This is a genomic window from Mycobacterium sp. IDUB_9 (assembly GCF_055419505.1).
The window spans coordinates 585179-598152 of record NZ_JBVAXU010000002.1 but is presented as its reverse complement, the minus strand read 5'-3'; the positions used below and the strand labels follow the sequence as shown (position 1 = coordinate 598152).

Sequence of the window (12974 nt, the reverse complement as noted above, 5' to 3'; positions counted from 1 at the left end):
CACGGTCCGCTCACGCAACGCTTCAGCCCAATGTCCGGGCACTCACGAATTCGCGGTCCGCACCGGTGATCGGGTCGGTGAACTCCAGCCGCTGCGCCAGCAGTTGCAGCGGATGGTCGAAATCATCGGGAGCTACGTCGATCACGTTGGGGTACAGGGAATCACCCATGATCGGCAGCCCGATGGAAGCCATGTGTACCCGCAGCTGATGGGTCCGCCCGGTGCGAGGCGTGAGCCTGTACACGCCCTCCTCGAACACTTCGACAAAAGTCTCCGCGTTGGGCTCACCGGGTTCCTCGAAGGCCTGTAACTGCCCGCGGTGCTTGATGATCCGGCTGCACAACGTGGCGGGCAACGGCACCGTGGCGGTGCCGGCAGCGCGCGCCAGATACGTCTTGCGCACCCCGCCCTCGGCGAACAGCCGCTGATAACGGCCACGGACCTCACGGCGCACGGTGAACAACAGCACACCCGCGGTCAGCCGGTCTAGTCGATGCGCGGGGCTCAGTTCCGGCACGTCCAGTTCACGGCGCAACCGCACCAGCGCAGTCTGGGCGACGTGCCCGCCGCGGGGCATCGTGGCCAGGAAGTGGGGCTTGTCGACGACGACGATGTCGTCGTCGCGGTACAGCACCGGGATGCCGAACGGCACTACCACCTCATCGGCGAGGTCGCGGTAGAAGTAGACGTGCGCACCCGCGGGCAGCACCGTCGTCGAATCGACAGGCGTTCCGTCGGGTAGAACCACCTCTCCGGCAAGCACTTTGGCGCCGATGCCGAACCGTTCCTGCAGCTCGTCGCACACCCGGCCGCCCAACAACCGCAGTCGCGCCGGGCCGATGCCGTCACGGACCGGGAGTGGCGGCGATGAGCGCCTGCGCGTCAATTCAGGGGCACGGGTTCGAGGATCTCGGCGCGGGCCTCCGGCGCGGCCTGGCGCAGGGCATCCGCGGACTCGTCGTCGGGCTGGGTCTGCGACAGCACCTCGGCCTCCACCCTCGCGATGTAGGTGGCGACCTCACGGTCGACGTCCTCGGCGGTCCATCCGAGCACGGGCGCAACCACTTCAGCGACCTCACGGGCGCAATCGACTCCGCGGTGCGGGTATTCGATGGCAATCCGCATCCGGCGGGCCAGGATGTCTTCCAGGTGCAGTGCGCCTTCGGCCGCGGCGGCGTAGTAGGCCTCGACCTTCAGGTAAACCGGCGCAGCGGTGACCGGTGCCAGCAGTTCAGGGTTGCCCTCCGCCATCTTGAGCACCTCACCGATCAGCGACCCGTAGCGGTCCAGCAGGTGCCGGACGCGGTACGGGTGCAGCCCGTATTGCTTGCCGACGTATTCGGTCTGATTGATCAGGGCGAAGTACCCGTCGGCACCCATCAGCGGGACCTTCTCGGTGATCGACGGCGCCACCCGGGCCGGGATGAACTCTGCGGCAGCATCGATCGCGTCGGCCGCCATCACCCGGTAGGTGGTGTACTTCCCGCCGGCGATCGCCACGAGTCCGGGAGAGGCCACCGCGACGGCGTGCTCCCGCGACAGCTTGGAGGTCTCTTCGCTCTCACCGGCAAGCAGCGGACGCAAACCGGCGTAGACACCGTCGATATCGTCGTGGGTCAACGGGGTCGCCAGCACTGTATTGACGTGTCCGAGGATGTAATCGATGTCGGCCTTCGTCGCGGCGGGATGCGCGAGGTCGAGATTCCAGTCCGTGTCGGTGGTCCCGATGATCCAGTGCGTACCCCACGGAATCACGAACAGCACCGACTTCTCGGTGCGCAGGATGATGGCCACCTCACTGACGATCCGGTCGCGCGGCACCACGATGTGCACGCCCTTGGACGCACGCACCCGGAACCGGCCGCGCTCCTTGGACAGCGCCTGGATCTCGTCGGTCCACACCCCGGTGGCGTTGACCACGACATGGCCGCGCACGTCGGTGGTGGCTCCGTCTTCGGAATCCCGCAGGGTCACCCCCACGACGCGATCGCCCTCGCGCAGCAACGACACCACCTGACTGGAGGAGCGCACGACCGCGCCGTAGTGGGCCGCGGTGCGGGCCACGGTCATCGTGTGACGGGCGTCGTCAACCACGGTGTCGTAGTAGCGGATACCACCGATCAGCGAGCTGCGCTTGAGCCCGGGCGCCAACCGCAGTGCACCGGATTTCGTCAAATGCTTTTGTGCGGGAACGGATTTCGCCCCGCCCAGTTGGTCGTAGAGGAAGATCCCCGCCGCCATGTACGGCCGCTCCCACCAACGGTTGGTCAGCGGAAACAGAAACGGCAACGGTTTGACCAGATGCGGTGCCAGCGTGGTGAGGCTCAGTTCCCGCTCGTGGAGGGCTTCGCGTACCAAGCCGAATTCCAGCTGCTCCAGATACCGCAGCCCGCCATGGAACATCTTGGAGCTGCGACTGGATGTGCCGGACGCGAAATCGCGCGCCTCGACGAGTGCCACGGTGAGCCCACGAGTCGCGGCGTCCAACGCCGCGCCGGCTCCCACCACGCCACCGCCGATGACCACTACGTCGAATTGTTCGTGGGCGAGTCGTTGCCAGGCTTGCGCCCTGTGCTGCGGTCCGAGGAAGGTTTGCCCGTCGCCCGGTGCTGAGATCGGGTCAGTCACGATCCCCAGGCTACGTGGGCGGCGTGGGATCCGCCCGATTCTCTAGTCCAGGTCGTCGTGTTTCATCAACTGGCGCGCGGCCTCGGTGATCGATCCGGACAGCGACGGGTACACCGAAAACGTCTGGGCCAGCTCATCGACCGGAATGCCGTTCTGGACGGCCAGGGCGATGGGCAGGATCAGCTCGGAGGCGATCGGCGCCACCACCACCCCGCCGATCACCACACCGGTGGCCGGGCGGCAGAAGATCTTGACGAAACCGCGGCTCAGGCTGGACATCTTGGCCCGGGCATTCGTGTTGAGCGGCAAGGTAAGGGTGCGGGCCGGCACGGACCCGTCGTCGATAGCGGCCTGCGGGACGCCGACCGCGGCGATCTCGGGGCGGGTGAACACTGCCGCGGCGACGGTTCGCAGCCGGATCGGTGCCACTGCCTCGCCCAGGGCGTGATACATCGCGATGCGTCCCTGCATGGCTGCCACCGAGGCCAGCGGCAGCAGTCCGGTGCAGTCACCTGCCGCATAGATGCCCGGTACCGAGGTTCGCGACACCCGGTCGACCTTGAGGTAGTTGCCCTGCCCGAGTTCGATACCGACGCGTTCCAGACCGAGACCACCCGTGTTGGGAACCGATCCGACCGTCATCAGGGCATGACTGCCGTCGACGACGCGGCCGTCGGCCATGGTGACGCGAACCCCGTGCTCGGTGCGGGTGACCGACTCGGCGCGGGCGTTCTTGACCAGGGTGACGCCGCGTTCGGAGAACACCTCCTCCAGCACGGCGGCGGCGTCGGAGTCCTCGTGGGGCAGGATCTGGTCGCGGCTGGCCACGACCGTCACCGTCACCCCGAGCTCGGTGTAGGCGTTGACGAACTCGGCGCCGGTGACACCCGACCCCACCACCACAAGATGTTCGGGCAGTGCTTCGAGGTCGTAGAGCTGACGCCAGTTGAGGATGCGTTCCCCGTCGGGTGCGGCGTTGGGCAGCACGCGCGGGCTGGCGCCGGTGGAGATCAACACCACATCGGCGGTCAGCTGACTGACCGCGCCGTCGGGACCGGTGATCTTGACGCGGTGCTGGGCCATGCCGGGAACATCGTCGATCAGCTCGCCGCGACCTGCGATCAACTCGATGCCTTCGTTGCGCAGCCGCTCCGCGATATCGCCGGACTGCGCCGTGGCCAGGTTCTTCACCCGCTCGTTGATCTGCGGCAGGGAGATCTTGGCCTGCTCGAAATCCAGCGAATACCCCAGGTTGGGAGCACGCCGCAGCTCGGTGCGCACACCTGTTGAGGCGATGAACGTCTTGGACGGCACGCAGTCCCACAGCACGCAGGCACCGCCGATGCCGTCGCAGTCGACGATGCTCACATGGGCGACCTCTGGGCCGCGGGCAGCGGCGACAAGGGCCGCCTCATAGCCGGCGGGTCCGCCGCCGATGATCACGATGCGGGTAGCCACTGGACCAACCTAACCAACTTCGCCGATTAAGCTGTCTTACCGTGCCGCTGTACGCCGCGTATGGATCGAATATGCACCCGGAGCAAATGCTCGAGCGGGCTCCGCACTCGCCGATGGCGGGTACCGGGTGGCTGCATGGTTGGCGGTTGACGTTCGGCGGTGAGGACATCGGCTGGGAAGGCGCGTTGGCCACCGTCGTTCAGGACCCCCTTTCGAAGGTTTTCGTCGTGCTCTACGACATGACGCCGGCCGATGAGCATTCGCTCGATCGGTGGGAGGGCTCCGAACTCGGGTTCCACAAGAAGATCCGCTGCCGCGTGGACCGGTTGTCGTCGGACACCAACACCGACCCGGTGCTGGCCTGGCTGTATGTGGTCGACGCCTGGGAGGGCGGCCTGCCCTCGGCCCGCTACCTGGGGGTGATGGCCGACGCCGCGGAGATCGCCGGGGCACCCGATACGTACGTGCACGACCTGCGCACCCGCCCAGCGCGCAATATCGGGCCGTGATCTTGTTCCGCGAGCGTGCGTGTTTGCCGCCCGACACGCCGCGCTTCGCGCGCATTTTGCGCACGCTCACGCCGCGCGAGCGTGACTCAACCGCCCATTGATCCTGGCCACCATCTCGCATTGTCGTTCGCGGACATCCTCGAACACGATCGAGATAACGGTCCACCCGACGTCCATCAACGCCGCGGTACGCCTGCGGTCGTCACGCAACGCGTCGGGATTGCCATGCCATGCCAGTCCAGGCTGTCGTACTCGACTGCGACGTTGTCATGTGGCCAGGCGAAGTCCAACCGGCGCACCTGCCCGTTGCCGTCGACGACCCCGTACTGCAATTCGGGCACCGGAAGGCCACCGTCGAGCATTACCAACCGCGCCTCGCTCTCCATCGGCGACTCCGCGCGCCCGTCGGCTAGGGCAATCAGCGCATGACGCGTGAGGCAGGAGAGTATCTGCCCGCTGGTGGTCACTCCGCTCTGCCCATCGAACAACCGCATGAGTTGAGGGTCCATGTGGACGATCGTCGGTGGTGCAGGGGTTACGCGAGGAGGTCCGCGCGTTCGGCGGTGATTCGGTTCAACTCGACGGTGCGGGCCCGAGTGCGCCGGTCGAGTTCGCTGAGAACCCGTTTGACACCCGTGATGGCCTGATCGACCTTGTCCTGGGCTTGAATGATGCGATCGCGCACCGCGAAATCGGTGAAGAAGTTGTCGAACCACACATCGAAAACCCGAGTGAAAGAGCCGAGTTCGACGAGACGGGCGCCCTCCATGTGGACATCGGCGAGCTCGGTGCTGAACTGCTTGAGATGAGTATCGGCCGAGCGTAGCGACTCCGACACGCTGTCGAGTCTGTCCTCTTTGACGATGCTGGCGATCACGCCACCGTCAAACCAGGTGTCGTACGCCGACCAGGACCTGGCACTGTCGAGCCGTTCAGCGGCGGTGCGCAGGTCTTTCAACGCCCGCTGGCCTGCGGAACTCGCCTGCTTGAGCTCGCGCAGTTCGGCCGTCAATTGCCCTCGTGTTTCCGCGATTTCGAGGAGTCTGGCTGCGTCCGGGCCACCGTTGCCCTGAAGCCAGCGTTCCTTGGCGTTCAAGGCACGCTCCAAACCGAACTCGACATCGCCGAGCGCCGCGAGGCGTCCGCTCAGATACTCGACGTGCTGTTGATCGGCCTCGGCGCGGCCCCGTTGAGTGCGGTAGTCGTACTCGGCGGACTGACGTTCGGCGGTTTCGCGGACCATGGCGTCCTGGTGGGAACCTTTGAGGTGCGCCCAGATCTTGGTCAGCGACAACGATTCCAGCTTCTGGACATCGCGAGCCTCCGATTCCAGCCGGCGCCCGGCTGTTTCGGCGCGGGCGGCGGACTCCTCGGCGTGCAACTGGGCAGTCCTGAGCTGGCGTTTGAGCGATTCAGCCTCCCGGGACGCCGCGATTGCCGAGGCCAGTTGCTCGTCAGGCTCAGCTGTCATGACGACAGCCTATGGGCGCTCGCCGGCCACGAGTGACGCCAAAATGTCGGCGATCCGCGGCGTGTTGACCGGCAAACACGCACGGTCGCGGTGCAAGAAACTAGGCGGAGGCCTCGATGATATTGACCATCGTGCGCACGCCGACGCCCAGTGCACGCTCGTCGATGTCGAACGTGGGCTGATGCAGATCGAGTTGCGGTCCTTGTCCGCTCCACACACCGAGCCGGCCCATCGCGCCGGGTACGTCTTCGAGGTACCAGGAGAAGTCCTCGCCGCCGCCGGACTGATGAGTGTCGGCGAGGACGTCGGGGCCGATGGCCTCGATGGCGTGGGTGAGGATGCGGGTGGACACCTCTTCGTTGACGACGGGGGGCACGCCACGCCGGTAGTTGAGGCTGTGCGAGATGTTGAGCGGCGCGAGCAGCGCGGTAACCGTCTCTTCCACAATCGATTCCAGCGTCAGCCAGGTATCGCGACTTGCGGTGCGGATCGTCCCGGCCAGCGTCCCGATCTGCGGGATGGCGTTGGCGGCCACGCCGGCATTGACCGCACCCCACACCATGACGGTGTCGTGACGGGGATCGATACGACGGGACAGCACGCCGGGCAGCCCGGTGATCAGGGTCCCCAGCCCGTAGACCAGGTCGCCGGTCAGGTGCGGCCGGGAGGTGTGCCCGCCGGGCGAGTGCAAGGTGATCTCGATGGAATCAGCCGCCGAGGTGATCGGTCCGGGCTTGGTGGCCACTTGTCCGACGACCAGCCGGGGATCGCAGTGCAGCGCGAAGATCCGGCTCACCCCGGTCAGCACGCCCGCATTGATCGCGTCGATCGCGCCGCCCGGCATCAGTTCCTCGGCCGCCTGGAACAGCAACCGGACCCCGACCGGCAACTCCGGCACCGACGCCAGAGCCATCGCCGTGCCCAGCAGTACGGCGGTGTGTGCATCGTGCCCGCAGGCGTGCGCGACGTTGGGCACCGTGGAGGCATAGGGCGCGCCGGTCCGATCGGCCATCGGCAAGCCGTCCATGTCGGCGCGCAGCGCGATACGCGGACGGTCCTCCGGCCCGAAGTCACACGTCAATCCGGTGCCACCGGGCAGCACTTTGGGGTTCAGCCCGGCCTCAGCCAGGTGGCGGGCCACGAATTCGGTGGTGGCGAACTCCTGACGGCCCAGTTCCGGATGGGCATGCAGGTGACGCCGCCACGACACCATCTCGTCGTAGTTGAGCGACAACCAGCGCGCCGCGGCATGCTGCAGCACACTCATGACGCCCGCCTCCTCTGCAGCGCCTCCAGCACCCGGTCCCGCTGCACGGGTGTCTCAGCCAGCTGAACCACGCTGCGGGCCAACATGATTGCACCTTCCAGCACGGCCTTGTCGGCGCTCGGACCCGCCGCCGCGGCGGTGAAAGCCGGCTGGTGGATGGCCGCGCCACCGGAGTCGATACCGATCACCGGATGAATGCCGGGCATCACCTGGCTGATGTTGCCCATATCGGTACTGCCCAGTGGCACACTTGCCTCCACGTTCTCCGGCAACGGGTTACGGCCCAGGCGCCGCATCTCGGCGCGGATGGCCTCGGAAAGCCATGGGTCGGGCACCAACTCGGCGTACGGCGGGCCGATCTCGGTGACCCGGTGCTGACAACCCGTCGCGAGTGCTCCGGCCGAAAAACACCCGGCCATGCGGCCTTCCAGCTCGCGCAGCGCCGGCATGTCGGTGGCCCGCATGGTGTAGCGCATCTCGGCCCGGCCCGGGATGACGTTGGTGGCCTGACCGCCGTGGGTGACGATGCCGTGCACCATCTGTCCCGGCATCAGTTGCTGGCGCAGCAGGCCGATGGCGACCTGCGCGACGGTGACCGCGTCGCCGGCGTTGACGCCCAGATACGGCGCGACGGCTGCGTGCGATTCCCGGCCGGTGTAGTTCACCGTGACCTCGGAGAGCGCCAGCGAGCGGGCGGCGGCGATGTCCACGGGTCCCGGATGCAGCATGACCGTCGCGGCGATGTCGTCGAACACACCGGCGTTGAGGAGCAAGACTTTCCCGCCACCGAGTTCCTCGGCCGGGGTGCCGACGAGCACGACGGTCAGACCCAGTTCGTCGGCGACGCCGGCCAGGGCCAGCGCGGTACCGACAGCCGAGGCCGCGATGATGTTGTGGCCGCAGGCATGCCCGATCTCGGGCAGCGCGTCGTACTCCGCGCAGATCCCGACCACCAGCGGGCCGCTGCCGTAAGAGGCCCGGAACGCGGTGTCCAGTCCTCCGGCAGCCGCGGTGACCTCGAACCCGTACTCGGCCACCAGCGCCTGCGTCTTGGCACAGCTGCGGTACTCGGCGAAGGCCAACTCCGGCTCGGCATGTATCGAGTGGGAGAGCTCGAGGAGGTCGCCACGGCGCCGATTGATGGCGTCCTCGACGCTCAGCGAGGCGGTGGCAGACGGCATCCTCGCAGTATCTCACTGCGGGTTTCCGACGGTTAAGCTCGCCTATCGTGACCGATCCCGAGGCATCTAGCCAGGCAGCCGCCACCATCGCCGAGCGGACGGGCGTCGAACGCCACGATGTCGCGGTCGTGCTCGGCTCAGGTTGGGCGCCCGCGGTGGCCGCGCTGGGCGAGCCGGTGGCCACCGTGCCGATGGCCGATCTTCCCGGCTTCACCCCGCCGAGTGCAGCCGGGCACCGCGGCCAGGCGTACTCGGTACGCATCGGAGACCACCGGGTGCTGGTGTTGGCCGGGCGCATCCACGCCTACGAGGGCCATGACCTGCAGCATGTCGTGCATCCGGTCCGGACGGCGGCGGCCACGGGCGTGTCCACCGTGGTGCTCACCAACGCCGCCGGCGGCCTGCGCGCCGAATATCGCGTCGGTCAACCCGTCCTGATCAGCGACCACCTCAACCTCACCGCGCGGTCTCCGCTGGTCGGCGCGCAGTTCGTCGATCTGGTCGACGCCTACTCCCCCGCGCTGCGGGCCCTTGCCCGCGATATCGAGCCCACGCTGGCCGAGGGCGTCTACGCCGGGCTGCCCGGCCCGCATTACGAGACCCCGGCGGAGATCCGGATGCTGCGCACGCTCGGGGCTGACCTGGTCGGCATGTCGACGGTGCACGAGACGATCGCCGCCCGGGCCGCCGGCCTGCAGGTGCTGGGCATCTCGATGGTGACCAACCTGGCCGCCGGGATGACGGGTGAGCCGCTGAGCCACGCCGAGGTACTCGAGGCCGGACGTCAGTCCGCAACCCGGATGGGTTCCCTGCTGGCATCGGTGATAGACCGGATCTAGCCGACCAGATACCGCTGCAGCGTGGGGCCGATCCAGTCGACGACCTCCTGGCGGTCCATGGTCACCAACGGCGGGAACTCCAGCACGTAGCGGCACAGGGCCATCCCGAGCACCTGCGAGGCGGCCAAGCTCGCCCGCGTCGGAGTGTCGGCAGCGTTGCGCGTCGTCTCGGCGATGACCGGAGCAAGTTGCGCCGCGAAGATCGTGCGCATCCGCTCGGCGACGGCCTCATTGGTCACCCCGGCCCGCAGCAGGATCAGCAACGCCTCATCGCGCTCCCAGCGTTCGAGGAAGTGCGCGGCCAGCGCGGCACCGATCTCCTCACGCGGGACCCGGGTGAGATCCGGTAGTTCCAGATCGAATTCGGCAGCGGCGGCGAACAGCCGTTCCTTGTTGCCGTAGTAGCGCATCACCATCGCAGGGTCGATCCCGGCATCGGCCGCGATCGCCCGGATGGTGGCGCGCTCGTACCCGTCGGCGGCGAATCGCTCCCGCGCCGCAGCGAGGATGACGGACTTGGTCTCGGCTGCAGGTCGTCGCATGTCAACAATTGTAGGCCAACAACTGTTGACATCGCGTCAGAAGGCTCCTACGTTGAAGTCAACAGTTGTTGACCAACGGTTGTTGACCAAGGAGTCGAAGATGCAGAACACCACTACAGACGTCCTGATCGTCGGAGCCGGGCCCGTCGGACTGACGGCGGCCATCGTGTTGATCCAGCACGGCCACGACGTGACCGTCGTCGATGCCCAGGCCGAGGGCGCCAACACCTCGAGGGCCGCCGTCGTCCATCCCCACACCCTGGAACTGCTGGAGCCCTACGGCGTGGTCGACCAACTCGTCGCCCGCGGAGTCCACACCCCGTCATTCACCATCCGGGATCGCGATGACCTCCTCATCGCGGCACCGTTCAGCGAGCTGCCGACCGCCTTTCCGTACACGCTGATGATCTCGCAGGCCGACACCGAAGGCTTCCTCTTGAACCGGCTGGAACAGCTGGGCGGGAAGGTATTCCGCCCGGCCACGGTGACCGAGCTCCGGCAGGACACCGACCAGGTGATCGCCACGTTCGCCGATGGTCAGCAGATCCGGGCCCGTTACCTGATCGGCGCGGACGGCATGCACAGCACGGTCCGCGACCAGGCCGGTATCGCGTTCAGTGGGGGCACGTACGGCGAATCGTTTGCCCTGGCCGATGTCCGCCTGTCCGGCGGTGTGCCCGCCGACGAGGTGATCCTCTACTTCTCACCGGCCGGGTTGGTCGTTGTCGCCCCACTGCCCGACGACATGTACCGCATCGTCGCGACAGTGGACGAAGCTCCGCAGCATCCTGACATTGCGTTCGTGCAGTCGCTGTTGAACGAACGCGGTCCGGTGGCGGTGCCCGCAGTGGTCGAAGAGGTGGTCTGGGGTTCCCGGTTCCGGGTGCATCACCGCGTCGCCGACTCGTTCCGCGACAACCGCATCCTGCTCGCGGGCGACGCCGCACACGTGCACTCTCCCGCAGGCGGGCAGGGCATGAACCTGGGCATCGAGGATGCCGTCGTCCTGGGCGAGCACCTCTCGCAGGTGCTGGACGCCGGGGCCGACGAGGCGCTGCTCGACGAGTACGCCACCGCCCGCCGCCACACCGCACGCGGTGTCGTCTCGATGACCAGCCGGCTCACCGAACTCGCCACCGCGTCCGCTCGCCGGCGCCCGATCCGCAACCGTGTCATGCGGCTGGCGGGCAAGCTGCCCGCTGTCCGCCGGGCGCTGGCCTGGCGACTGTCCGGCCTGAACCGACGCTGAGAAGAGGGAAAGCAGATGAAGCTCGTCAATGATCAACTCGCGGTACCGGTTCGGCTCACCCGGCCGAGCGACGACAGATTTCTGATCCTGGCGGCCGAGGCCGGCCGCTGGGCCGGGCCGCTCGCGCTGCCGTCGCGCGCCCGCCGCCGCCTGACCGGCCATCTCGAAAAGTGGGCGGCGGAGCTCGCTCAGCGCGACGACGTCGTCGAGGCCGTGGTGTTCCGTGGAGCACTGCGCCCGCCTGGTGAGGGCGCGGCGTTGCTGGCACGCGCGGGTGTCCGGCCCGCCCGTTACGACCTGGTCGTTCTCATTCGCACCGGTGATGTTGACGCGATCGACAGCGTGCGGGCTGACAAGGCCTACCGCGCCATGGTTGCCGAAATAGAGCGCAGCGCACGCCATTCGTATCAGGTGGCGGCCGACAACGCAGCCCGGATCGCCGATGTGGACCACACCGGCGACCGCTGGTTCCTGTTCAACTACTTTCACGGCGATTCAGCGGAAACAGTCTGTGCCACATGGGAATACACGGCCGGGTGGTTTCAGCGCCACACCGCACTGCCGGACTCGACACTGCTCGTCCCACGGGCCGGTGAGCCGACCGACTACCGCGTGGTCAACCACGCCAGCTGGCCGGCTTTGCGGGTATTCCTCCCCAGCTTGCTGTTTCGCCGCACTTTCCGGTCATTCGTGCTGGCCAATTTCAAGGCCAACGACATCGCGGCCCAGCCGATCATCTACCGCCGGACGGCGGCCACCGGTTGTTCGGCCGGCCTACGCGCCATCACCCGCGCCATGAGCGGCGCGACGAACAACATCAGCAACACCCTCAGCACCTGAGCGGCGATGATGAACGTGACATTCGAGCCGGTTTCGACCGCGGTCGCCAACACCGCGTAGACGCCGCCCGGACTGGTCGCCAGGTAGCCCTCCAGTTGCGTCATCCCGGTGACGTCGGCCAACACCATCCCGAGGCCGGCGGTTGCCGCGCCGAGCACCACGATCAGAGTCAGTGCGAGCGGAAGTATCCGGCCGATCGCCCGGAGCGAGTCGCGGGTGAAGGCAATGCCGGCCTGCCAGCCGATCACCATGTAGGCGGCCTGCACCAGCAACACCGGGACGGCCAGCCCGAAGGAGAGGCCGGTGAGTTGCAGTGTCACCGTGAGGGCCAGCGGGCCGAGTAGTCCGGCGCCCGGCAACTTGGCCCAACGCCCGCCGACGACCCCGACCGCCACGATCACGGTCAGCATTGCCAGGCTGAGATACCAAGGTGCCGAGGCAGATTCACCGGGATCTGACGGCGCGTGCGACCGATCGGCGTGGAAGACCAAGGTCACCACGAGCGGAATGGTCGCGGTGACCAGCGCTACCCGCAGGTATTGGACGACGGAGACGACGCGATCGTCACCGCCGAGTTCACGCGCGATGGCCACCAGGCCCGACGCACCGCCGGCCACGAGCGCGAGCGACCCGGTCAGCGGACTGACGTCGCGATGCAGACCGAGCAACCCGCCGGCGAGAATGCTCAGCAGCAACGTCGCCACGGTGATCGCCAGCACGATCGGCCAGTCCGATCCGAGCGCACTGACGGCGTCCTGATGGACCATCGTGCCGATGTAGACGCCCAGCACGCCCTGGGCGATCACCCCGGCCGGGCGTGGCATCCGTTCCGGGGCCAGCGAGACCAGCGCCAATACGATGCCGACCGCGAGACCGGCGAACAGCGCGGCCGAGGGTACGTCGATGAGCGTGAGCGGGACGGTGACGGCGACCGTCGCGACGAACAGCAACACCCACCGCAGCGTCCGTGTCATCGGCGTCGTCCACCTC

12 protein-coding genes and 1 pseudogene are annotated in these 12974 nt (G+C 67.4%); 4 read left to right on the top strand and 9 right to left on the bottom strand.

What is annotated here, in order from left to right:
• Positions 1 to 22 precede the first annotated feature (22 nt).
• From ACZY08_RS11455 to ACZY08_RS11445, 3 genes are read right to left on the bottom strand one after another with little or no spacing between them, the layout of a single operon-like run.
• The gene (locus ACZY08_RS11455; protein WP_463744740.1) at positions 23 to 886 is read right to left on the bottom strand and encodes a pseudouridine synthase; all 864 of its coding nucleotides are present in this window, start codon (positions 884 to 886) and stop codon (positions 23 to 25) included.
• Positions 883 to 2628 carry a glycerol-3-phosphate dehydrogenase/oxidase gene (locus tag ACZY08_RS11450; protein WP_463744741.1) on the bottom strand — a complete coding sequence of 582 codons (1746 nt, stop codon included), beginning with the start codon at positions 2626 to 2628 and terminating at the stop codon, positions 883 to 885. Before ACZY08_RS11450 ends, ACZY08_RS11455 begins: the two co-directional genes overlap by 4 nt.
• Positions 2629 to 2670: 42 nt before the next feature.
• Entirely contained in the window at positions 2671 to 4086 is a 1416-nt protein-coding gene (locus ACZY08_RS11445) for an NAD(P)H-quinone dehydrogenase (RefSeq protein ID WP_463744742.1), read from the bottom strand.
• A gap of 41 nt (positions 4087 to 4127) precedes the next feature.
• Here ACZY08_RS11445 and ACZY08_RS11440 point away from each other — a divergent pair, with 41 nt between their 5' ends.
• Complete coding sequence (locus ACZY08_RS11440) at positions 4128 to 4595, top strand: gamma-glutamylcyclotransferase (protein WP_463744743.1); 468 nt, start codon at positions 4128 to 4130, stop codon at positions 4593 to 4595.
• Between the two features lie 66 nt (positions 4596 to 4661).
• On the opposite strand, the pseudogene ACZY08_RS11435 reads toward ACZY08_RS11440, so the two are convergent.
• From ACZY08_RS11435 to ACZY08_RS11420, 4 genes and pseudogenes are all read right to left on the bottom strand, one after another.
• Positions 4662 to 5017, bottom strand: a pseudogene (locus ACZY08_RS11435) (hypothetical protein); the annotation flags it as partial.
• Between the two features lie 113 nt (positions 5018 to 5130).
• On the bottom strand, positions 5131 to 6066 hold the full coding sequence (locus tag ACZY08_RS11430) for a hypothetical protein (protein WP_463744744.1): 936 nt from the start codon (positions 6064 to 6066) through the stop codon (positions 5131 to 5133).
• A 100-nt stretch (positions 6067 to 6166) separates the two neighbouring features.
• A complete protein-coding gene (locus ACZY08_RS11425; RefSeq protein WP_463744745.1) occupies positions 6167 to 7333 on the bottom strand; it encodes a M20 family metallopeptidase in 1167 nt (388 codons plus the stop codon).
• Positions 7330 to 8514, bottom strand: a complete 1185-nt coding sequence (locus ACZY08_RS11420; RefSeq protein ID WP_463744746.1) for a M20 family metallopeptidase — start codon at positions 8512 to 8514, stop codon at positions 7330 to 7332. The genes ACZY08_RS11425 and ACZY08_RS11420 overlap by 4 nt, the downstream gene beginning before the upstream one ends.
• Before the next feature lie 47 nt (positions 8515 to 8561).
• Here ACZY08_RS11420 and ACZY08_RS11415 point away from each other — a divergent pair, with 47 nt between their 5' ends.
• Positions 8562 to 9353: a purine-nucleoside phosphorylase gene (locus ACZY08_RS11415; protein ID WP_463744747.1), complete on the top strand. Its 792-nt coding sequence runs from the start codon at positions 8562 to 8564 to the stop codon at positions 9351 to 9353.
• Here the strand turns inward: ACZY08_RS11415 and ACZY08_RS11410 are convergent.
• Positions 9350 to 9895, bottom strand: coding sequence for a TetR/AcrR family transcriptional regulator (locus ACZY08_RS11410; RefSeq protein WP_463744748.1), 546 nt, complete (start codon positions 9893 to 9895; stop codon positions 9350 to 9352). The genes ACZY08_RS11415 and ACZY08_RS11410 overlap by 4 nt on opposite strands.
• A 100-nt stretch (positions 9896 to 9995) precedes the next feature.
• Between ACZY08_RS11410 and ACZY08_RS11405 the strand changes: the two genes are divergently transcribed.
• Together ACZY08_RS11405 and ACZY08_RS11400 are read left to right on the top strand one after the other, a co-directional pair.
• Positions 9996 to 11144, top strand: coding sequence for an FAD-dependent oxidoreductase (locus ACZY08_RS11405; protein WP_463744749.1), 1149 nt, complete (start codon positions 9996 to 9998; stop codon positions 11142 to 11144).
• A 15-nt stretch (positions 11145 to 11159) separates the two neighbouring features.
• Entirely contained in the window at positions 11160 to 11984 is an 825-nt protein-coding gene (locus ACZY08_RS11400) for a hypothetical protein (protein ID WP_463744750.1), read from the top strand.
• On the opposite strand, the gene ACZY08_RS11395 is transcribed toward ACZY08_RS11400, so the two are convergent.
• A complete protein-coding gene (locus ACZY08_RS11395) occupies positions 11882 to 12958 on the bottom strand; it encodes an AbrB family transcriptional regulator (protein WP_463744751.1) in 1077 nt (358 codons plus the stop codon). The two genes, ACZY08_RS11400 and ACZY08_RS11395, sit on opposite strands and share 103 nt — an antisense overlap.
• Between the last annotated feature and the right edge of the window lie 16 nt (positions 12959 to 12974).